The sequence below is a fragment of the Streptomyces mirabilis genome, from assembly GCF_018310535.1.
GTDB lineage: Bacteria > Actinomycetota > Actinomycetes > Streptomycetales > Streptomycetaceae > Streptomyces.
In genome coordinates this window covers 4,244,938-4,265,120 of record NZ_CP074102.1, presented here as the reverse complement: position 1 = coordinate 4,265,120, position 20,183 = coordinate 4,244,938, and the positions used below count along the sequence as shown (strand labels likewise).

Below are 20,183 nucleotides of genomic sequence, written 5' to 3'. Positions count from 1 at the left end.
TGCGTGTGTGCGGCTCAGTCCGCGAGCGGCAGATAGACCCGGTTGCCCGCGGCGGCGAACTCCTTGGACTTCTGCGCCATGCCCTCCTCGATCTCGGCCTTCGTGCCTCCGTGCTCACGGCGGATGTCCTGCGAGATCTTCATGCTGCAGAACTTCGGGCCGCACATGGAGCAGAAGTGCGCCGTCTTGGCGGGTTCGGCCGGCAGGGTCTCGTCGTGGAACTCCCGTGCCGTGTCCGGGTCGAGAGCCAGGTTGAACTGGTCCTCCCACCGGAACTCGAAGCGGGCGTCGGACAGCGCGTCGTCCCATTCCTGCGCACCTGGGTGCCCCTTGGCGAGGTCGGCTGCGTGGGCGGCGATCTTGTAGGTGATGACGCCGGTCTTGACGTCGTCACGATTGGGCAGACCCAAGTGCTCCTTGGGCGTGACGTAACAGAGCATGGCCGTGCCCCACCAGGCGATCATCGCGGCACCGATGCCGGAGGTGATGTGGTCGTACGCCGGCGCGACGTCCGTCGTCAGCGGGCCGAGCGTATAGAACGGAGCTTCATCACAGATCTCCTGCTGAAGGTCGATGTTCTCCTTGATCTTGTGCATCGGGACATGTCCCGGGCCCTCGATCATCGTCTGTACATGAAAACGCTTCGCGATCGTGTTGAGTTCCCCGAGCGTCCTCAACTCCGCGAACTGAGCCGCGTCGTTGGCGTCCGCGATCGACCCGGGCCGCAGCCCGTCGCCGAGCGAGTACGTGACGTCGTACGCCGCGAGAATCTCGCAGAGTTCCTCGAAGTTCTCGTAGAGGAACGATTCCTTGTGGTGCGCGAGGCACCAGGCCGCCATGATCGAGCCGCCGCGCGAGACGATGCCGGTCTTGCGGTTCGCGGTGAGCGGCACGTACGGCAGCCGCACGCCCGCGTGGACCGTCATGTAGTCCACGCCCTGCTCGGCCTGCTCGATGACCGTGTCCTTGTAGATCTCCCAGGTCAGCTCCTCGGCGCGGCCGTCCACCTTCTCCAGAGCCTGGTAGAGCGGCACCGTGCCGATGGGGACGGGGGAGTTGCGCAGGACCCATTCCCGCGTGGTGTGGATATTGCGGCCGGTGGACAGGTCCATGACCGTGTCCGCGCCCCAGCGGGTCGCCCAGGTCATCTTCTCGACCTCCTCCTCGATGGAGGACGTGACGGCGGAGTTGCCGATGTTGGCGTTGACCTTCACCAGGAACCGCTTGCCGATGATCATCGGCTCGATCTCCGGGTGGTTGACGTTCGCGGGCAGCACCGCGCGACCGGCGGCGATCTCCTCGCGTACGACCTCGGGGTCGACGTTCTCGCGGACCGCCACGAACTCCATCTCGGGCGTGATCTCGCCACGACGGGCGTATGCGAGCTGCGTGACCGCCTCTCCGGGACGACCTCGACGCGGCTGGCGTGGCCGCCCCGGGAAGACCGCGTCGAGGTTGCGCAGGCCCCCGCGCGGCGAGGTGTGCTTGATTCCGTCGTCCTCGGGACGGACGGGACGGCCCGCATACTCCTCGGTGTCACCGCGGGCGATGATCCAGTTCTCGCGCAGCGGCGCGAGGCCCCTGCGTACGTCGGTGTCGACGATCGGATCGGTGTACGGGCCGGAGGTGTCGTACAGCGTGACGGACTGCCCGTTGGTGAGGTGCACTTGACGGACCGGCACCCGCAGATCGGGGCGCGAACCCCCGACGTATCCCTTGTGCCAGCCGATGGACTTCCCGGCCTCCCGCGACTGTTCGTCCTCGGGCGCGGCAGGCGCCTCGCCGATCTGGCTGGAGGCAGGCGTGCGTACGTCCTTGTTGGTCATGAGACCTACTCCCTACGCCGGCATTATCCGGTAACAGGTTCGGCGGTCGACGCAGCGGATTCCGTCTGCCGACGTCCCTTGTGAAACATCACTCGTTCCACGTGAAACATCGCTAAGACGGAGGTCAGCGCCCTCTCAGCCCGGTGCTCCGAGCTCCCGCGTGTGCAAAGGTGACTCCACGCTAGCGTCATATCTGGCGCGGTGAACAGAGGGCCATCGCCGTTCTTGCGATGATCGGTCGGTGACCACAACGCAGCAGCCCCCGTTCCCGCCGTCCGAGCCGCCGCGCCGACGCGGTCCCGGAGACGGCTATGGACCTGGTTCCGGAGACGGCCGCGTACGCGGGCCGGGCGGTGGCCCCGGTCCGAGGGGCGGGCACGGGCCGGGTGCGGGACACGGGCACGGCCCCGGGGACGGACACGGACATGGGTCTGGGGACGGGCCTGGGAATGGACATGGGCCGGGGAATGGGCACGGCCCTGGGGACGGGCACGGGTCTGGGCACTCGCACAGTCACAGCCATGGGCCCGCCACGCCCGTCTCCAAGCATCTGCGCAAGGTCATCGCGGCCATTCTGATCCCCTTCGCCGCCGCGGTCGTTGTGGGTCTCGCGGTGCTCTGGCCCGGTGGCGCCCCGTCCCACGAGCGCACCGGCGTCGGCTTCGACCGGCAGACCCAGCAGGCCACGGTCACCAAGGTCGACAAGGTCAGCTGCAAGTCCGTGAACGCGTCGGGGGAGACCCCGACCGGCGGCACATCCACCGCCGAGGGCTCCTCCGCGCAGCAACAGGCAACGGGCGACTGCAAAAAGGCGACGATCCGGATCGACACCGGCAAGGACAAAGGCCGTACGTTCACGGAGATCATCCAGCCCGACCAGTCACGGCAGTTGCACGAGGGCGAGAAGGTCGTGGCCGCGTACGAGCCCTCCGCGCCCAGGGACCTGCAGTACTCGGTCACCGATGTGAACCGGAAGTTCCCGATGGCGCTGCTCGCCGGGATCTTCGCGCTGGCCGTCGTGGTGGTGGGCCGGATGCGTGGTGTCATGGCGCTGGTCGCACTGGCCATCAGCTTCGTGATCCTGACCTTCTTCATCCTGCCCGCGGTCCTGCAGGGCTCGAATCCGCTGGTCGTGGCCGTGGTCGGGGCGAGCGCCATCATGCTGATCGCGCTCTACATGTGCCACGGCCTCTCGGCCCGTACATCGGTGGCGGTGCTCGGCACCCTGCTCTCCCTGGTGCTGATCGGCATCCTCGGCTCGGAGTTCATCGGCTGGGCGGCGCTGACCGGCAACACGGACGACAACACCGGTCTGATCCATGGCCTGTATCCGTCCATCGACATGAGCGGTCTGCTGCTCGCGGGCGTCATCATCGGTTCGCTCGGTGTGCTCGACGATGTGACGGTCACGCAGACCTCGGCGGTCTGGGAACTGCACGAGGCCAGCCCGACGATGGGCTGGCGCGATCTGTACCGCGCGGGCATCCGGATCGGCCGTGACCACATCGCATCGGTCGTCAACACACTCGTCCTGGCGTACGCGGGTGCCGCGCTGCCCCTGCTGCTGCTCTTCTCGATCGCGCAGAGCAGTGTGGGCACGGTCGCCAACAGCGAACTGGTCGCCGAAGAGATCGTGCGCACCCTGGTCGGCTCGATCGGCCTGGTCGCCTCGGTGCCGGTGACCACGCTGCTGGCCGCCCTGGTGGTCTCCGCGGACCGCCCGGCGGTCCCGGCCGCCGCCACGGAGCCTGTCGAGAGCAGGGCGCCCGCACGCGGCGGGAAGGGCCATCGCCGCAAGCGCTGAAGCCTCCCCACGCCCGCGTCACCGGTGAGGAAGCGCGGCCCACTTGGGGGGCTGGGGGCTTCAGCCCGCGCTCTGCTCCTCCGCCAGGATGCGGTCCAGCGCCTCGTCGAGATGGGCGTCGAAGTCCGCGAGGGAACGCTCCTGCCCCAGCGGCACCAGCTTGTCCGTGCGGTCGAGGAAGGCCACGAGCGGCGCCGCCCCGGACCGGAACAGCGCGTGGTCGCCACCCACCTGGAGCCGGATCAGCACCTCGCCGAACGCCTCCGGGTCGGCGGGCGCGATGTGCACATCCCCGTCACCGCACGGCCGTCCCACGCCGTCGATCAGCAACTCCCGCCCGAACGCCCAGGTCACGGGCGCGTCGCCGGGCAAGTGGAAGGTCAGCCGCACGGCGTAGGGATCACAGGTCTCGTATCGCAGCTCCACCGGAATGCGGAAAGAGAGCTCCTCCGAAACGAGGAAGCTCATCATGACCTCTGCCTGTACCGACTCGCGCATCGCCTACCCCGTCGTTTTGCCGTCGACCGGCCAGGAATCATCCCCCTGACTCTGCTGAAATATTGCTCAACGTACACAAGAGATCACAAGGAGTGAGTTTTCAGATACTGATAGAGATCGCGAGTGTCCCCAGTAGTCTGCCGATCTCGCCTTGCAATTGTCGCGCCGCGGGCAGCAGTCGATCGGCCTGGTGAAGTGGGAGAGAAAAGGCCATTGCGGCGGCAGTTGTGCCGACCGTGATGGGAAGGGCCGCACAGACCGTGCCCAGCGCGTACTCCTGGCGCTCGATGACGGGCTCCATCCGCCCCGTCCGCTCCAGCCGCCGCAGCAGACTGACGTTGTCACGCACCGTATAGGGAGTGATCGACTGCACGGGGTAGCGGTCGAGATGATCCCGGCGGGCCTTCTCGTCGAGCTGGGACAGCAGACACTGGCCGATCGCGTGGGCGTGTCCGGTCTCCCGGAAGTCCGCCCACTCCTCCACCGCCGGATTCCCTGGGGTGTCGGCGACGCACATGACCTCGATCTCGCCATCACGGTAGATCGCGTAGTACACGGGCGCACCGATCGAATCGCGCCACTGGGCGAGCGTCTCGCTCACCGTGCTGCGACGTTTCTGCTGTGCTCCGCTACTGCCCAATCGCTCGGCGGCCTCACCGAGGAAGAACAGCCCCTTGTCACGGCACAGATAGCCCTCGTGGACCAGGGTCCGCAGCAGGTGGTAGGCCGTCGGCAGCGCGAGCCCGGCCTCCCGGGCGAGCTGCTTCGCGGGTGCCCCGTGCTCGCGGGCGGCAACGGCCTCCAGCAGACGCATCGCTCGCTGCACGGAGCCGATCAGGGTCGTGGGATGCGGCTCCGGCGATACGGCTTCCAGGGGAGGAGTGCGCGCATCCGGCAGGGGGGTACGCGCCTCGGCGGGCGAGGTGCGCGGTTGGGTGGGCGGGAGACGTGTCCCCGCGGAAGCGCTGGACCGCTGGAGGGGTGGGGCGGGTGATTGTGCGGGTGCGGTGTCAACCGTGGCCAAGGGGCACTCCCGAAGCGCGAGGGGAACCGCCCGTGCGGGGGAACACGGGAGGGGGCTGTGCGCTGCCCGCGGGGGGCGGCCCCGCGTCGAATTCCGGACTGTAACCGCCCATCACCGCATGCAGACGGCCTCGCCGGAAAACTTCCCTCGGCCGAGGGAACCTTGAGTTCCCTTTCCCGACCTGCCCGTTACCCCTTGCTCACCCGGTTGTGTCTCACCAGTCGCTGCGCGACGACGAACTCGACATGAACTTCCGTACTACGTAGATCAATCCGCCGACGAGGGCGACGAAGACCAGGATCTTGAAAAGCAGGCCGATCAACACACTGAGCACGCTGACTATCACCGTGCCGAACACGACCAGAGCGATGACCGGCACCGCGATCCACTTCACCCACCACGGCATCCCGCTGAAGATCTCTCGCATCGCCCTTGTCCTTAGCCTCTCTACGCCCGTCGCCCCGAGTCCGGGACTCTGATTCCGGGTTCTGTGATGTCCTGCATTCGATGCTAGGGCCGCGAAGGGGCCGACGGGAGCCTCGCACCCCTTGTCCTCCCCTGACCGTTCCCCTAGGGAACCCTGAGGCCCCCGTCAGCTCTCGGGCGGAGAGAACACCACCAGAACCCGCAGGTCCTCGGTGATGTGGTGGAACTTGTGGGCGACCCCCGCGGGTACGTAGACGACGCTGCCGCGCGCGACCTGGGTGGTCTCCAGACCGACCGTGATCGAGGCGCGGCCGCTCACGACGAAGTACACCTCGTCCTGCTGGTGCGGCTTCTGCGGGTCGGGATCGCCCGCGTCGAGCGCGTACAGGCCGACCGACATGTTCCGTTCGCGCAGGAACTGCAGGTAAGCGCCGTCGTTGGCGGCGCGTTCCGCCTCCAGTTCGTCCAGCCGGAATGCCTTCATCGCCCTCGTCCGCTCCCGTGCTCCGAAAGCTGTGTCCACAGCCTTGCTCGCCAGTCGATCTCTTCTGCCACGTCTATCTCTTCTGCCACGATCAGACACATGAAGAATTTCGTAGTCAAGACGATCGCCAACGCGGGGGCCCTGGCCGTCGCGGTGTGGCTGCTCGACAAGATCACCCTGACAGGGACCAGCACCGGCAAGAAGGTCGGCACGCTGCTGGTGGTCGCCCTGGTCTTCGGTCTGGTGAACTTCCTGGTCAAGCCTGTCGTGAAGGTGCTGACCTTCCCGCTCTTCATTCTGACGCTCGGCCTGATCACCCTCGTGGTCAACGCCCTGATGCTGCTGCTCACCTCGTGGCTGGCCGGCAAGCTCGACCTCAGTTTCCATGTGGAGGGCTTCTGGACCGCCGTGGTGGGTGGCCTGATCATCTCGGTCGTGTCCTGGGCGCTCAATGTCGTGCTGCCCGACGGCGAGGACTGAGAGCGTCCGATGTCCTATCGCGTCTGTTTCGTCTGTACCGGCAACATCTGCCGCTCGCCGATGGCCGAGTCCGTCTTCCGTGCCCGCATAGAAGAGGCCGGACTCGACGGCTCGGTAGAGGTCGACAGCGCGGGCACGGGCGGCTGGCACGAGGGCGACGGTGCGGACTCGCGCACCGTCGCCGTCCTGGAGGCGGCCGGCTACGAGAGCGGCCATGCGGCCCGCCAGTTCCACGCCTCGTGGTTCGCCCGCCTCGACCTCGTGATCGCCCTCGACTCCGGCCACCTCAAGTCCCTGCGCCGGCTCGCGCCCACTCCCGAGGACGCGGCGAAGGTCCGGCTGCTGCGCTCGTACGACCCCGCGGCGGGCGACGACCGTGATGTCCCCGATCCGTATTACGGACCCATGGACGGCTTCGAGGAATGTCTTGAGATGGTGGAGGCGGCGAGCCCCGGACTGCTCGCCGCTGTACAGCAAGAACTGGAGGGACGGGCAGCATGACGTCAGGGGATTTCGTCACGGGAAGCGGCGACGGCACGCGAGCGGTACGGGCGGGGCTGCCCGACCCCGTCAAATACGAGCCGACGCTTCCGGGCCCGGTCTTCGCCGCGCACTTCCATCTGCCGGGCGATCCGACCGGCCCGTACACCTACGGTCGTGACGAGAACCCGACCTGGACGCTCCTGGAGCGCGCCATCGGCGAGTTGGAGGCGCCCGGGCAGGACGGTGTCACGACGCTCGCCTTCCCCTCCGGGATGGCCGCCATCTCGGCGGTGCTCTTCTCCCAGCTGAAGGCCGGAGACGTGGTGGTCCTGCCCGTCGACGGCTACCAGGTGTTGCCGCTGGTGCGCGAGCAGCTCACCGCGTACAGCATCGAGGTACGCACCGCCCCGACCGGCGGCGACGCCCAGCTAGAGGTGCTCGACGGCGCGAAGCTGCTGTGGATCGAGACCCCGTCGAACCCGGGGCTCGACGTCTGCGACGTACGGCGGCTCGTCGCGGCGGCCCACGCGCAGGGCACCCTCGTCGCGGTCGACAACACCCTGGCGACCCCGCTCGGGCAGCGCCCGCTGGAGCTGGGCGCCGACTTCTCGGTCGCCAGCGGCACCAAGATGCTCACCGGGCACGGCGACATCCTCCTCGGATACGTCACCGCGCTCGACACCGACCTGATGGCACCCGTGCGGCGCTGGCGGAAGATCGTCGGAGCGATCCCCGGGCCCATGGAGGCCTGGCTGGCCCATCGCTCCCTCGCCACGCTCCAGCTGCGCGCCGACCGGCAGAACGCCAACGCCCTGGTGATCGCCGAGGCGCTGCGCGGTCGGCCCGAGGTGACCGGGCTGCGATATCCGGGACTGCCCGACGATCCCTCGCACAAGATCGCCTCACAGCAGATGCGGCGCTTCGGATGCGTGGTGTCCTTCACGCTGCCCACCCGCGCGCGTGCCGACCGTTTCCTCGACGCGCTGCGTCTGGTGGACGACGCGACGAGTTTCGGCGGGGTGCGGTCCACCGCCGAGCGGCGCGGCCGGTGGGGCGGCGACGCGGTGCCGGAGGGCTTCATCCGTTTCTCGGCCGGCGCCGAGGACCCCGAGGACCTGGTGGCGGACGTACTGCGTGCGCTCGACGAGTCCGCGGAGTGACCCGTCCCTGAACGACCGGTGAGTATGCTGCGGCATACATCCAGGCTGTCGGCTCAGTACCTCGCTACGTACAACGGACGGTCCGAGCCTCCCCCCTCGTGGCTCGGACCGTCCCGGTTCCGTACGCGAAGAACCGCGCGAACAAGGCTAGTTGACTCTGTGTCAGTGTCCAATCACAGTAGCGACAGAGACCTATCGACTTATTTATAGTTGGGACTCGGTCGGGGGTGCTGGGAGGGGAGGGGCACCATGGATTTGGCCCTGCTGCGCACATTTCTGACCGTGCACCGGGCCGGTTCCTTCACTCGCGCCGCCGCGCTGCTCGGTCTCTCGCAACCTGCCGTCACCTCACAGATCCGCACGTTGGAGCGGCAGTTGGGGCGACCGCTCTTTCTTCGCCAGGCCCGCGGGGTGACCCCCACGACGATCGGTGACGAGCTCGCCCACAAGGCCGCGCCTCATCTCGACGCCCTGGTGGAGATCGCCGAGACCGGACTCGACGAGGACTCGTCACTGCGCACCCTGCATCTGGCCGGGCCACCCGAGTTCACAGCCGAGCGGGCGCTGCCCGCGCTCACGAAGCTGACGGGCGAGGACGGCCAGGGTTTCGCGCTGCGTGCCTCCTTCGGCAACGCCGAGGAGACACTGGAAGGGCTCGCCGCCGGACATCATGATCTGGCCATCACCACGGCCCGTCCCCGCGGCACCCTGCTCACCGCGACTCCGCTCTGCGACGAAGAGCACGTGCTGGTCGCCGCCCCGCGCTGGGCCGCCCGCATAGGTGCCGGAAAGCTCCGCCGAAAGGGCTCGCCGGCACTGGAGAACTTCCCCGTGGTCGAAGTGCACGAGTCGCTACCGCTCGTCGCCCGCTACTGGGCGTCCGTCTTCGACTCCCACCCGGCCGCTTCGGGCACCGTCGTCGTCCCCGATCTGCGCGCCGTGCTCGCCTGCGCCGCCACGGGCGCGGGCCTCGCGGTGCTGCCCCGGTACCTGTGCGCCCAAGCCCTGGAACGGGGTGACGTGGTCGCGCTTCTCGACCCGGCGGTGCCTCCGCTGCGTACGTACTTCCTGGTGGTCCGCACCGGCACGCTGGCCATGCCGCACATCGCACGAGCGCACGACTGGCTGCTCCACGCCGCTGCCGACTGGTCCTGATGTCCCCTGAGCCTTCCCGGGCTCCCTGAGCCTCCCAGGGGGCTTTCTGAGCCCTTCCTGAGTCCTTCGGGGCTCCGCGATGTTTCACGTGGAACCAGCCGGGCCACATTTCTCCCATGACCGTCCGACCCGTGGTCAAGCGCACCGCCCGCGCCATCCTGCTCGATGGCAACGACCTGATCTTGATCAAGCGCACCAAACCCGGCGTCGATCCCTACTGGCTCACACCGGGTGGAGGGGTCGAACCGGAAGACACGACTGTCGTCGACGCACTCCATCGTGAGGTGCACGAGGAACTCGGCGCCAAGATCACCGATGTGGTGCCCTGCTTCGTCGACACCGTCGAGCACATCGGTGATGACGGCGGCGCGACCGGCGTGAAAGTGCAGCACTTCTTCGTCTGCCGTCTGGAGTCCATGGATCCGTCGCAGCGGCACGGTCCCGAGGTGGACGAGCCCTGCGGCGAGTACGAGATCGTGCGGGTGCCGTTCACCCGGGTCGGCATCGCTTCCGTCCACCTCGTACCGCTGTCCCTGCGGCACTATCTCGACGGGAACATCGAGGGCGTACGGGCGATGCACGCACCGGACCTGGGCTGAGGCTCTTCGGGCCGGGGTCCTGGCCCCCTCTGTTGGGTGAGCCCGGTCAGTCCCCAGCCGCGACGAGTTCCTCGACCGAGTCGTGGCGTATGCGGTCCGACGGGATGCCCGCTTCCCTCAGAGCGTCCACCCCGCTGCGGATCATGCCGGGTGGCCCCGAGAGATAGGCGTCGTACTCGTTCCACGGCCCGTACTCGCGTACGGCGTCGGGCAGATGGAGATGCGCCTGCTGGTCGACGACCGGGCGCACGGCAAGCCATGGGTGACTCTGCTGCAGCCGCAGCATCGTGTCGATGTCGTACAGGTCGTGATCGGTTCGGGCACCGTAGAAGACCTCGACCGGCCGCCGCTCCCCATGCTCGGCGACGTCCTCGACCAGCGCCTTGATGGGCGCGATGCCGGTGCCGCCGCCGAGGCAGAGCAGTCCGTTGTCGGTGGTGTGGTCGACGGTCATCGATCCGGCCGGCGGGCCGAGCCGGATGATGTCGCCGGGACGGGCACGGTGCACCAGCGCGTTGGAAACCCAGCCCGCCGGAACCGCCTTCACATGGAACGACAGCAGTCCGTCCGACCGCGGCGCCGAAGCGAAGGAGTAGTGCCGCCATATGCGCGGCCACCACGGCGTCTCCAGGCTCGTGTACTGCCCGGCGAGGAAGGGGTACGGCTGGTCGGGGCGGACCGTGATGACAGCGATGTCCGGCGTCCTGAGGTCGTGCGCGACGACCTCCGCGTACCACCAGGCCGGGGCGCGCAGCTCGTCCGCGGCCGCCGCGTCGATCATCACCTGGGAGATCGTCGTGTACGCGCGCACCCAGGCCGCCTCGGTCTCGGAGTCCCAGATCGCCGAGGCAAACCGGCTGAGCGAGCCGATGAGGCACTCACCGACGGCCGGGTAGTGCTCGGGCCGGGTGCCGTACTTGCGGTGGCCACGGCCGAGGTTCTGCAGGTAGTCGACGAGAACCGGGGTGTTGTCGATGTGTTCGGCGGCGGTCAGCAGCGCCTTGAGCAGTCGGTCTCGCTGGGTGTCCATCGCCGCGGGGAACAGCGGCCGCAGTTCCGGGTGGCGCACGAAGAGCAGTGCGTAGAAGTAAGAAGTGACCTTGTCGGCGACGGGGCCGACCTCGGCCATGGTCCGGCGGATGAGCACGGCGTCCGGAGACGGCTGCGGAGTGGAAGCGGACCTCTGGGCGGGCATCCGCGGCTCAGGGCCGGACGGTCCCGACGCGGGCAGCGGGGGCGTCTGACGGAACGCGGGAGGCTCGGGCGACAGCGGCTTCTGAAAGGGCTCGGGAGGCTCGGGCAACCGCGGCCTGTCAAAGGGAGCGGGAGGTTCAGGCAACCGCGGCCTGTCGAAGGGCTCGGGAGGCTCGCGGAACCGCTGCTCCTGGACCGGGACCCGAGGCTCGGCAAGGCGCTGCTCCTGGGCAGGTACACGCGGCTGCGGGCCGGGGCCGGACTGCTCACGCCCGGGATCCGTCCACTCCCGTCCGAACACGGACTGCTCCGGGCCGGCATCGGACTGCGCAGCGCCGTGGTCGGGCCCGGCCGGACCTGACAACGGCCGAGCGGATGCGTGGGCGGGCTCCGGCTCGGGGCGTGGGGCCTCAGTGGGCGCGGCCTGCTGGGAAGTCGCCTCCCCCTCCACGGCGGAGGATATTCGTTCCTGCTCTGTCGTTCCCCGACCCGCGGCGGGTCGGCCGACCGGGCGCATCGCTGCCAGACGGCGGCCGTCGGCGGGCTCTCTCTCCCCACCGGACGGCAGTGGTTCCTTGCGCGGTGTGAACCAGCCGCCCCCGCCATTGCCTCCGGAAGTGCCGTTGTCGGCCGACGTGGTGGTCGGAGCGTCCATGGTGTGCCTCGCCTCGAACATCTTTCGGTCGGTCTGCGCACTTCCGCGGTCGGAAGATGCCTACTTTCCCCCGTAGACGACTTGCTTTCCTGCCCCGTTCAGTCCCCACCGGCCAATGCGGCCACATTCAACCCGGATTGCCGCTCTGTACGGACAAGTAGGGCGAGAATGTGACATTGACCGCACCGCTCTCACCGCAGCATCCCACTCCGAGTCAACGCCCGGCCGCATAACGGAAAATACGGGTCTTCGATCTCTCCGTCCCGTTACGCTGCATTGGCCTGCGTTCGTGCCCCACGAGACGTGCGTACATCACGACGGACGCGAACCGGAGTCGACCATACCGGCAGCTGCCCCGCACACAAGTACCCCCTTCCTTCCGCCCGAAGGAGCGACGGCCCACTCTCAACTTCCGTAATTACAAGGCGCGTCGGACCAATTCATAGGCATCCCACAGGTCCCGACCCATGTAGGAGTGCGTGGCAAGGCCCGTCAGATGCCGATCCGCATTGACCGCGACGGATACCGGCACCGTCTCGAACAGGTCCTTGTCGGACAGCGAGTCGCCATAGGCGACGCAATCGGCCCGCATCACCCCGAACTCTTCACAGAGCCGGTCCGCGATCTGCACCTTCGCCGCGGCACTGAGAATGCCCGCGAGATCAACGGGCTCGCTGAACGGCAGAGCGGGAAACCGCGAACCGTATGCCGCATGCGCACCCCACGCCGTCAGTCGCTCGACGAAGAACGAGGGCGAGAGGGAGACGACGGCGCAGTAGTCGCCGTTGTCCCTGATCTCCGCCCAGACTTCCTCGATGCCGGACAGCCACGGCGCGCCCTCGAAGGCCGCCGCCACATGTTCCTCCCTGAGATCCACCCACAAGGCGTGCACCTGTGTGGCGTACTCCGGCGGACCGATCCGTCCTGCCGAGATCGCTTGGTCAAGCGCAACGGTCTCGGCCTCCAGACCGATCTGCCGTGAGATCTCCTGGGGCGCGGAACTCCCGTACAGCAGCGTTCCATCAAGGTCGAAGAGATGAAGGCGTGGCATGGAAGCCGAGGTTAGCGGTCCGGGCACTCTTCGCCGTTTCACGTGAAACATCTGTCCGCGTGCTGTGGGAAACGCCGCTGTCCCCATGCCACACCTGGGGCATGACATGGCCAAAAGCGCATAGGTCCCTGGGCAAACAGGTGGACGTCAGGGGTGTATGTCAGACAGCCTGACCTGCGTGTCGACACCTTCCCACGCCGTTCTGCCCATCCGCCGACTGACGCTTCGCGATCTCACCGCCTGCGCCGACTTGTCAGAGAACCGGGGGTGGCCCCGTGAGGAACACAAGTGGGGTCTGCTCCTCACCGCCGGGACGGGCTACGGCATCGACGACCCCGACGGCGGTCTTGTCACCGCCTGCGTCGTGACCGAGTACGGAACGCCGGCGAAGCTCGAACTGGGAGCGATCGGAATGGTGCTGGTCGCCGAGCGGCATGCCCGCCAGGGTGTCGGCCGACACCTGATGCGGCACGTCGTGGCAGAGATGGGCACCACCCCGCTGACCCTGCACGCGACTCCTTACGGCAGACCGCTCTACGAGGAGCTGGGCTTCAAGGTCACGGGTTGCGCCGAGATGGTCCGTGGACACTTCGTCGCTGGCGGGCCGGACCCGAAGGTGGCCACGCGCCCGGCCACCGCCGAGGACCTCACCACGATTCTTCGGCTCGACGCGGAAGTCTTCGGCTCCGACCGCACCCATGTGATCACGCGGCTGCCCGCCTTCTCCGACCAGCTGCGCGTCGCCGTGGAGAACGGCCGGATCATCGGCTACGCGGCGGCCTGGCCCAACATGGACACCCATGTGGTGGGTCCGCTGATCGCCCGTGACACCGAGACGGCGAAGGCACTCATCACTTCGCTCGCCGCCCACACCGACCGCACGTTGCGCACCGACATCGACGTACGGCACGAAGAGCTGCTGTCCTGGGCGAAGGAACACGGCCTGGAGCCCACTAGCTTCAACGCGGTGATGACGTACGGGATCTCGGAGTTGCCCGGGGACTGGACGCGACGCTTCGCTCCGCTCACGGTGGCAGCGGGCTGAGGGCCGCCGGGGTGCAGTCGCGTCCATCGCGCAGAGAGTCGCTCACCTCGTAGAGAAGCGCCGGTCCTCGATGTCTGTGGGGGACCGGCGCTTCTCTACGAGGGTGCGGTCAGACGAGCGCCTCCACCGCCGCCGTGGCGAAGTCGTGATCCTGGTCGGGCGCTCCGCCACCGACCCCGATCGCGCCGATCAGACGACCGTCGCGACGGACCGGAACACCGCCCGCGATGAACAGGAGCGGACGGTCGAGCGCGGTGGGCAGGGTGTGGAAAAGGCCGCCGGGCTGGACCGCGTCGACCAGTTCCCTGGTGGCGGAGTCCAGCTGGAGGGCCGTGTAGGCCTTGCGCGTGCTGGTCTCGCCGGAAATCAGTACGGCGCGGTCGTCACGCCGGAAGGCGAGCAGATGGCCGCCCGCGTCGAGGACGGTGACGCTGACCGTGACCCCGGCGGCCTCGGCGGCGCGACGGGCCGCAGAGACGAGGACCTCGGCGTCCTGGATGGTCAGCGGAGCAACGGCGACGGTGGTGGTCATGAGGGACTTTCTCCTTGAGGTGCTGTTCGGCCGTGGCCGATCAGGGGGCTGGGCTCAGCCGTGAGGGGCCGGCTGCTACTCGGTGGCTCAGTGGCTCAGTGGTGGACGGCGGTCCGCTGCTCGATGGGCGCGCTCGTGTCCGCTACGGTGCCGGCGGTATCGGCTCGGCGCTCCAGGGCTGCCGAGACGACGGCGAGGACCAGGGCCCCCGCGGCGAGCACCGCACCGACCCAGTTGGGGGCGGTGTAACCGAGGCCGGCTGCGATGACGAGGCCACCGAGCCAGGCCGAGAGGGCGTTGCCGAGGTTGAAGGCACCGATGTTCACGGCCGAGGCCAGGGTGGGGGCACCGTGCGCCTGGTCGAGGACGCGCTTCTGCAGCGGCGGCACAGTCGCGAACCCGAGGGCGCCGATCAGCGCGATCGTGAGGGCCGCCAGGATCTTGTTGTGCGCGGTCACGGTGAACAGGGCGAGCACGATGGCGAGGCCGCCCAGGGACACGTACAGCATCGGCATCAGGGCGCGGTCGGCGAACCTGCCGCCGATGAGGTTTCCGCCGACCATGCCGAGGCCGAAGAGGACCAGCAGCCAGGTGACGGAGGTGTCGGCGAAGCCGGCGACGTGGGTCATCATCGGCGCGATGTAGGTGATGGCCGCGAAGACGCCTCCGAAGCCGAGCACGGTCATCGCCATGGCGAGCAGGACCTGGACGTTCTTGAAGGCGGCGAGCTCGTGGCGGAGATGTACGCCCTCAGGCTTCGGCATCTCGGGGACCAGCTTGGCGATACCGAGCAGACCGATCACTCCGAGCGCGGCGACTCCGGCGAAGGTGACCCGCCAGCCCGCGGACTGCCCGATCAACGTGCCCAGGGGGACACCGACCACATTGGCGATGGTGAGACCGCTGAACATCATGGCGATCGCCCCTGCCTTCTTCTCCGGCGCGACAAGCTCGGCGGCGACGACCGATCCGATACCGAAGAAGGCGCCGTGGGCAAGAGAGGCGACGACTCGGCCCGCCAGCATCAGCCCGAAGCCCGGGGCGACGGCGGAGAGCAGGTTGCCGACGACGAACAGCCCCATCAGCAACATCAGCATCCGCTTGCGGGACACCTTCGTGCCGAGCGCGGTCATGATCGGGGCGCCGATCACCACGCCGAGGGCGTAGCCGGTCACCAGCAGGCCGGCCATGGGGATGGAGACACCGAAGTCACCGGCGACCTCGGGCAGCACACCCATGATCACGAACTCGGTGGTTCCGATTCCGAAGGCCCCGATCGCGAGGGCCAGAAGCGCGAGAGGCATGGTGGGGACACCTTCCCAAACGATTGCAGGAGCGCTTTGCGTGCGTTCACAATAGTTGCACACGCGGGCTATACGCAAGAGCGGACTATTGCGCTCGTGCTCTACCCTGGTGTCAGCTGCTCCGGGACGGAGGAACACGCCATGACAGCCACGGACCCCGCGCTCACCGCCCTTGCTCAGGGGTGGTGCGCCCTCTCCCTACTGCACGGGAGGATCGAGGCCCACATCGAGCGCGCCCTGCAGACCAAGCACGACCTCAGCGTGCGGGAGTACTCCCTGCTCGACGTGCTCAGCCGACAGCACGACGGCGAGGGTGGTCACTTGCAGATGAAACAGGTCGCGGACGCGGTCGTGCTCAGTCAGAGCGCCACCACACGGCTCGTCACCCGGCTCGAGGACCGTGGTCTGCTCGCCCGCTATCTGTGCCCGACCGACCGCCGCGGCATCTACACGAATGTCAGCGAGGCCGGCCTCAAGCTCCTCGAAGAGGCGCGGCCCACCAATGACAGCGCCCTGCGCGAGGCGCTCGACGAAGCGGCCAAGTCCCCCGAACTGGCCCCACTGGTCCGTGTAGTGGAATCGGCGAGCGTGTCCGCCTAGGCAGGGGACGACCTCCCGTCCCCCGCCGGGCACCCGCACAGTCCGCGCAGGGCCTGGATACGCTGTGGCCATGGGAGATCTTGAGATTCGACCGGCAGCTTCGGACGATGTCCCCGCCATCGTCGCGATGCTCGCCGATGATCCGCTCGGCGCCCAGCGGGAGTCACCCGACGACCTGACCCCCTACCTGGCCGCGCTCGAGCGGCTGAGCGCCGACCCGAATCAGCACCTGGTGGTCGCGGTGCGTGAGGGACGCGTCGTCGGCACCCTGCAGCTCACGGTCATACCCGGGCTGTCCCGCAAGGGCTCGACCCGCTCCCTCATCGAGGGCGTGCGCATCCACTCCGACGAGCGCGGCAGCGGCCTCGGCTCCCGGTTCATCGAGTGGGCGATCGAAGAATCCCGGCGCCAGGGATGCCAGTTGGTCGAACTGACCTCCGACGCCACCCGCACTGACGCCCACCGCTTCTACGAGCGGCTCGGCTTCACGGCCTCACACGTGGGCTTCAAGCTGGCGCTCTGAGCCACCTGTGTGCTCCAAGGGGCTGTTTCACGTGAAACAGCCCCCCGCAGCAGGACAGCGGCTACTGAATCCCTCGCCAGCCCTCGGGGTCCACTCCTCCCGGCACAGGAGCGCCCTCGTCGTACGGCTGACGCGTGAAGACGAACGACCCGAGGTCGAGGTGACTCAGGGACCCGTCCGGGCGCCGTACGGCCCGTAGCGGCTCCCCCCTGTAGTAGCCGTCGAGCCCCGTCCAGGTCCCGTCACCGTTCGCCCGGAAGCGCGACCCGCGGCCACCCCCGGCCAGCGGGCCCATCTCGACCATGCCGTCGGCCCTCAGACGCAACGCGCACGCCTGGGTACCCCAGTACCAGGGGCCGGCCAACTCCAGGACGGACTGATCGACTTCGGCGGCCGGACGCCATGGCTCGGGAATCCGCGGCTCAGCCTCGGCGACAATTCGTACGAGATCGGTGGCCACGGTCAGCGCCCGCGGACCGGAGGTGCAGTTGGCCAGCACCACCGCCGCCACGTCGTCCTCCACACCGATCGCGAGCGCCGCAAGGAAGCCGGGCAGAGACCCTGAGTGGCCCACCAGGATCCGGCCCGACCGATGCAGCACCTGCAGTCCCAGCCCGTAGGAGTCTCCCGAGGCGAGCTGATCGGCTTCCAAGGGGGCCGCGGGCATACGCATCTCCCGCAGGGACTCCGCGCTGAGCACCGCCGCGTGCCCCGTGGCCAGGAAGACGGCGAAGCGGGCCAAATCCCCCGTGGTGGACCACAGTTGCCCGGCCGGAGCCATTCGGCCGAGGTCCTCGGCGGGCTCCGGCATCATGACGTCCGCCCACGGATGCACGGCCCAGCCACCCGCGTGGGGTGCCTGCGGCTGCCCACTCGTGCGGTGCAGGCCGAGCGGGTCGAGCACCTCGCGCCGCAGGGCCTCTTCCCAGGGGACTCCCCGCATTTCCTCGATCAGTGCGCCCAGCAGGGTGTAGCCGGGGTTCGAATAGTGGTGCAGCCGCCCGGCCGGATGCAGGAAGGGCTGCTCACCGAGCACGTCGGAGAGCTCGGGACGCAGCGAACCAGGTGTGCGTTCCCACCAGGGGCCGGGCGTCTCGGCCGCCAGCCCGCCGGTGTGCGTGAGGAGCTGGGCGATGGTGGCCTCCCCCGCACCGGTGCCCGGCAGATGCTTCTCCAGCGGGTCGCCCAGGTCGAGCAGTCCCTCGTCGCGCAGCCGCAGCACCAGCACGGCCGTGAAGGTCTTGGTGATCGAACCGATCCGGTACTGCACGTTCTCGTCCGGTCCGTGCCCGTCCACCGAAGTGCGCGACCCGTGCCACACCGGCTCCCCGCCCCGGACGACCGCCGCGACCAGCGACGGCGCCCGCCCCTCGGCCTGAGCGGCGGCGATGCGGTGCAACAGAGCCCGGCGCGTGCCGGGAAGGAGCTTTTCCTGAGGTGTCGTCATGCCCTCAGTCCACCCGGCCGGGCACCGCACGTCGAGTGCATTTCCCCGAAGACCGGGCGCATGTCTTCCGCACCGCGCCCAGGAGGGCGGATCAGGTCTGTGCCATGTCCACGAAGCGCGAGTAGTGGCCCTGGAAGGCCACGGTGATCGTGGCCGTCGGGCCGTTACGGTGCTTGCCGACGATGATGTCCGCCTCGCCCGCGCGCGGTGACTCCTTCTCGTAGGCATCCTCACGGTGCAGCAGGATCACCATGTCCGCGTCCTGCTCGATCGATCCGGATTCACGCAGGTCGGAGACCATGGGCTTCTTGTCCGTGCGCTGTTCGGGACCACGGTTGAGCTGCGAGAGCGCGATCACCGGCAGCTCCAGCTCCTTGGCCAGCAGCTTCAGGTTTCGCGACATGTCGGAGACCTCCTGCTGCCGGCTCTCGGACCGCTTGCCGCCCGACTGCATCAGTTGGAGATAGTCGATGACGACGAGCTTCAGATCAGCGCGCTGCTTGAGGCGCCGGCACTTGGCGCGGATCTCCATCATGGACAGGTTCGGGGAGTCGTCGATGTAGAGCGGCGCGGCCGAGACGTCGGGCATCCGGCGCGCGAGCCGCGTCCAGTCCTCGTCGGTCATCGTGCCGGATCGCATGTGGTGCAGGGCCACGCGGGCCTCGGCCGACAGCAGACGCATCGCGATCTCGTTGCGCCCCATTTCGAGCGAGAAGATCACGCTGGGCATGTTGTGCTTGATCGAACAGGCCCGTGCGAAGTCCAGCGCCAGCGTCGACTTACCCATGGCGGGACGAGCCGCGATGATGATCATCTGGCCCGGGTGCAGACCGTTCGTGAGGGAGTCGAGGTCGGTGAAGCCGGTCGGTACACCGGTCATCTCGCCCGACCGTGAACCGATCGCCTCGATCTCGTCGAGCGCGCCCTCCATGATGTCGCCGAGCGGCAGGTAGTCCTCGGTGGTGCGCTGCTCGGTGACCGCGTAGATCTCGGCCTGGGCGGTATTGACGATCTCGTCCACGTCGCCGTCGGCCGCGTATCCCATCTGTGTGATGCGCGTGCCGGCCTCGACCAGGCGGCGCAGGACCGCGCGCTCATGGACGATCTCCGCGTAGTACTCGGCATTCGCCGCCGTGGGGACCGTCTGGACGAGGGTGTGCAGATACGAGGCACCACCGACCTTGGTGATCTCACCTCGCTTGGTGAGCTCGGCTGCGACCGTGATCGGGTCGGCCGGCTCGCCCTTCGCGTACAGATCGAGGATCGCGGTGTAGATGGTCTCGTGCGCGGGCCGGTAGAAGTCGTGGCCCTTGATGACCTCGACGACGTCGGCGATGGCGTCCTTGGACAGGAGCATGCCACCGAGAACGGACTGCTCGGCGTCGAGGTCCTGGGGAGGTACGCGCTCGAAGGACGAACCTCCGCCTTCCCACGGCCCGTTGTCCCGGTCGCGGTCGTGCTGTTCGTCGCGGCCCCGGCCACCCTCGCGGCCTCGGCGGGAAGCGGGCAGACGATCACTGGGACCGCTGTCGGCCCACGGGTCGTCCAAGGGCTCGGAAATACTCACCGAGCCACCTCCTCCCGTCCGCCGAGCGGACCTAACCGTGCCCTTCATTTCTACGGCACGGCACTGACAACTAAGAAGCCCAACTCCGGTTCTGACACGTCGGTTTTGCGAGGTTTCCGAGGGCAGAGAAGAGAGCGGGCGCCGCACCACGTTAGGCCCGCGGGCACCGTCAGCCAATCTGGTTATCCACAGGCCATGTGGACGACGGCCCGGATGCTGTGGAGAACTCCACAAAACCTGTGCACGACCCGGTGGACAGGCCTGTGAACAAGCCCTCAACCACTCGAAAGAAACCGCTCTGACCTGCTCGTTTACCATCCACCGGC

General features: G+C 68.2%; 20 protein-coding genes. 9 read left to right on the top strand and 11 right to left on the bottom strand.

Annotated elements, in window-relative coordinates:
* Positions 1-14 precede the first annotated feature (14 nt).
* Positions 15-1,826: a phosphomethylpyrimidine synthase ThiC gene (thiC, locus tag SMIR_RS18825; RefSeq protein WP_168493503.1), complete on the bottom strand. Its 1,812-nt coding sequence runs from the start codon at positions 1,824-1,826 to the stop codon at positions 15-17.
* A gap of 241 nt (positions 1,827-2,067) precedes the next feature.
* On the opposite strand from thiC, the gene SMIR_RS18820 reads away from it, so the two are divergent.
* Complete coding sequence (locus SMIR_RS18820) at positions 2,068-3,630, top strand: YibE/F family protein (protein WP_168493505.1); 1,563 nt, start codon at positions 2,068-2,070, stop codon at positions 3,628-3,630.
* 60 nt (positions 3,631-3,690) lie between these two features.
* On the opposite strand, the gene SMIR_RS18815 is transcribed toward SMIR_RS18820, so the two are convergent.
* The 4 genes from SMIR_RS18815 to SMIR_RS18800 all read right to left on the bottom strand — a co-directional run bounded on the left by SMIR_RS18815 (position 3,691) and on the right by SMIR_RS18800 (position 6,062).
* The gene (locus tag SMIR_RS18815) at positions 3,691-4,128 is read right to left on the bottom strand and encodes an SsgA family sporulation/cell division regulator (RefSeq protein ID WP_067376783.1); all 438 of its coding nucleotides are present in this window, start codon (positions 4,126-4,128) and stop codon (positions 3,691-3,693) included.
* Between the two features lie 100 nt (positions 4,129-4,228).
* A complete protein-coding gene (locus SMIR_RS18810) occupies positions 4,229-5,026 on the bottom strand; it encodes an IclR family transcriptional regulator (protein ID WP_282190392.1) in 798 nt (265 codons plus the stop codon).
* Positions 5,027-5,366: 340 nt separating this feature from the next.
* A complete protein-coding gene (locus SMIR_RS18805; protein ID WP_101399033.1) occupies positions 5,367-5,579 on the bottom strand; it encodes a DUF5326 family protein in 213 nt (70 codons plus the stop codon).
* A 165-nt stretch (positions 5,580-5,744) separates the two neighbouring features.
* Positions 5,745-6,062: a cupin domain-containing protein gene (locus tag SMIR_RS18800; protein WP_054236468.1), complete on the bottom strand. Its 318-nt coding sequence runs from the start codon at positions 6,060-6,062 to the stop codon at positions 5,745-5,747.
* 99 nt (positions 6,063-6,161) lie between these two features.
* Here SMIR_RS18800 and SMIR_RS18795 point away from each other — a divergent pair, with 99 nt between their 5' ends.
* From SMIR_RS18795 to SMIR_RS18775, 5 genes are all read left to right on the top strand, one after another.
* On the top strand, positions 6,162-6,542 hold the full coding sequence (locus SMIR_RS18795) for a phage holin family protein (RefSeq protein WP_054236467.1): 381 nt from the start codon (positions 6,162-6,164) through the stop codon (positions 6,540-6,542).
* 9 nt (positions 6,543-6,551) lie between these two features.
* Complete coding sequence (locus tag SMIR_RS18790) at positions 6,552-7,043, top strand: low molecular weight protein-tyrosine-phosphatase (RefSeq protein ID WP_168493509.1); 492 nt, start codon at positions 6,552-6,554, stop codon at positions 7,041-7,043.
* Positions 7,040-8,185, top strand: a complete 1,146-nt coding sequence (locus tag SMIR_RS18785; protein ID WP_168493511.1) for a cystathionine gamma-lyase — start codon at positions 7,040-7,042, stop codon at positions 8,183-8,185. Before SMIR_RS18790 ends, SMIR_RS18785 begins: the two co-directional genes overlap by 4 nt.
* A gap of 249 nt (positions 8,186-8,434) precedes the next feature.
* Positions 8,435-9,340, top strand: a complete 906-nt coding sequence (locus tag SMIR_RS18780; protein ID WP_168493513.1) for a LysR family transcriptional regulator — start codon at positions 8,435-8,437, stop codon at positions 9,338-9,340.
* Between the two features lie 116 nt (positions 9,341-9,456).
* A complete protein-coding gene (locus SMIR_RS18775) occupies positions 9,457-9,939 on the top strand; it encodes an NUDIX domain-containing protein (protein ID WP_054236463.1) in 483 nt (160 codons plus the stop codon).
* Between the two features lie 46 nt (positions 9,940-9,985).
* On the opposite strand, the gene SMIR_RS18770 is transcribed toward SMIR_RS18775, so the two are convergent.
* Positions 9,986-11,809, bottom strand: coding sequence for a globin domain-containing protein (locus tag SMIR_RS18770; RefSeq protein WP_422664446.1), 1,824 nt, complete (start codon positions 11,807-11,809; stop codon positions 9,986-9,988).
* Positions 11,810-12,206: 397 nt separating this feature from the next.
* Positions 12,207-12,839 carry an HAD family hydrolase gene (locus tag SMIR_RS18765; protein WP_168493517.1) on the bottom strand — a complete coding sequence of 211 codons (633 nt, stop codon included), beginning with the start codon at positions 12,837-12,839 and terminating at the stop codon, positions 12,207-12,209.
* A gap of 178 nt (positions 12,840-13,017) precedes the next feature.
* Here SMIR_RS18765 and SMIR_RS18760 point away from each other — a divergent pair, with 178 nt between their 5' ends.
* Entirely contained in the window at positions 13,018-13,884 is an 867-nt protein-coding gene (locus SMIR_RS18760; protein ID WP_168493519.1) for a GNAT family N-acetyltransferase, read from the top strand.
* 109 nt (positions 13,885-13,993) lie between these two features.
* On the opposite strand, the gene SMIR_RS18755 is transcribed toward SMIR_RS18760, so the two are convergent.
* Entirely contained in the window at positions 13,994-14,416 is a 423-nt protein-coding gene (locus tag SMIR_RS18755) for a GlcG/HbpS family heme-binding protein (RefSeq protein WP_168493521.1), read from the bottom strand.
* A gap of 95 nt (positions 14,417-14,511) precedes the next feature.
* Complete coding sequence (locus SMIR_RS18750) at positions 14,512-15,720, bottom strand: MFS transporter (RefSeq protein ID WP_168493523.1); 1,209 nt, start codon at positions 15,718-15,720, stop codon at positions 14,512-14,514.
* A 141-nt stretch (positions 15,721-15,861) separates the two neighbouring features.
* Here SMIR_RS18750 and SMIR_RS18745 point away from each other — a divergent pair, with 141 nt between their 5' ends.
* Together SMIR_RS18745 and SMIR_RS18740 are read left to right on the top strand one after the other, a co-directional pair.
* Positions 15,862-16,320: a MarR family winged helix-turn-helix transcriptional regulator gene (locus SMIR_RS18745; protein ID WP_168493525.1), complete on the top strand. Its 459-nt coding sequence runs from the start codon at positions 15,862-15,864 to the stop codon at positions 16,318-16,320.
* A 70-nt stretch (positions 16,321-16,390) separates the two neighbouring features.
* The gene (locus tag SMIR_RS18740; protein WP_168493527.1) at positions 16,391-16,843 is read left to right on the top strand and encodes a GNAT family N-acetyltransferase; all 453 of its coding nucleotides are present in this window, start codon (positions 16,391-16,393) and stop codon (positions 16,841-16,843) included.
* Between the two features lie 61 nt (positions 16,844-16,904).
* Here the strand turns inward: SMIR_RS18740 and SMIR_RS18735 are convergent, their stop codons facing one another.
* Together SMIR_RS18735 and dnaB are read right to left on the bottom strand one after the other, a co-directional pair.
* Positions 16,905-18,290: a serine hydrolase domain-containing protein gene (locus SMIR_RS18735; protein ID WP_168493529.1), complete on the bottom strand. Its 1,386-nt coding sequence runs from the start codon at positions 18,288-18,290 to the stop codon at positions 16,905-16,907.
* 91 nt (positions 18,291-18,381) lie between these two features.
* Positions 18,382-19,857 carry a replicative DNA helicase gene (dnaB, locus tag SMIR_RS18730; protein ID WP_054236456.1) on the bottom strand — a complete coding sequence of 492 codons (1,476 nt, stop codon included), beginning with the start codon at positions 19,855-19,857 and terminating at the stop codon, positions 18,382-18,384.
* Positions 19,858-20,183 lie beyond the last annotated feature (326 nt).

Bases quoted from the DNA above. Each gene is read 5' to 3' on its own strand.
- SMIR_RS18775 (WP_054236463.1), top strand. From the start codon at position 9,457: ATGACCGTCCGACCCGTGGTCAAGCGCACCGCCCGCGCCATCCTGCTC.
- SMIR_RS18800 (WP_054236468.1), bottom strand. From the start codon at position 6,062: ATGAAGGCATTCCGGCTGGACGAACTGGAGGCGGAACGCGCCGCCAAC.
- SMIR_RS18815 (WP_067376783.1), bottom strand. From the start codon at position 4,128: ATGCGCGAGTCGGTACAGGCAGAGGTCATGATGAGCTTCCTCGTTTCG.
- SMIR_RS18765 (WP_168493517.1), bottom strand. From the start codon at position 12,839: ATGCCACGCCTTCATCTCTTCGACCTTGATGGAACGCTGCTGTACGGG.
- SMIR_RS18790 (WP_168493509.1), top strand. From the start codon at position 6,552: ATGTCCTATCGCGTCTGTTTCGTCTGTACCGGCAACATCTGCCGCTCG.
- SMIR_RS18770 (WP_422664446.1), bottom strand. From the start codon at position 11,809: ATGTTCGAGGCGAGGCACACCATGGACGCTCCGACCACCACGTCGGCC.
- SMIR_RS18795 (WP_054236467.1), top strand. From the start codon at position 6,162: ATGAAGAATTTCGTAGTCAAGACGATCGCCAACGCGGGGGCCCTGGCC.
- thiC (WP_168493503.1), bottom strand. From the start codon at position 1,826: ATGACCAACAAGGACGTACGCACGCCTGCCTCCAGCCAGATCGGCGAG.
- SMIR_RS18780 (WP_168493513.1), top strand. From the start codon at position 8,435: ATGGATTTGGCCCTGCTGCGCACATTTCTGACCGTGCACCGGGCCGGT.
- SMIR_RS18735 (WP_168493529.1), bottom strand. From the start codon at position 18,290: ATGACGACACCTCAGGAAAAGCTCCTTCCCGGCACGCGCCGGGCTCTG.
- SMIR_RS18750 (WP_168493523.1), bottom strand. From the start codon at position 15,720: ATGCCTCTCGCGCTTCTGGCCCTCGCGATCGGGGCCTTCGGAATCGGA.
- SMIR_RS18740 (WP_168493527.1), top strand. From the start codon at position 16,391: ATGGGAGATCTTGAGATTCGACCGGCAGCTTCGGACGATGTCCCCGCC.
- SMIR_RS18785 (WP_168493511.1), top strand. From the start codon at position 7,040: ATGACGTCAGGGGATTTCGTCACGGGAAGCGGCGACGGCACGCGAGCG.
- SMIR_RS18755 (WP_168493521.1), bottom strand. From the start codon at position 14,416: ATGACCACCACCGTCGCCGTTGCTCCGCTGACCATCCAGGACGCCGAG.
- SMIR_RS18805 (WP_101399033.1), bottom strand. From the start codon at position 5,579: ATGCGAGAGATCTTCAGCGGGATGCCGTGGTGGGTGAAGTGGATCGCG.
- SMIR_RS18745 (WP_168493525.1), top strand. From the start codon at position 15,862: ATGACAGCCACGGACCCCGCGCTCACCGCCCTTGCTCAGGGGTGGTGC.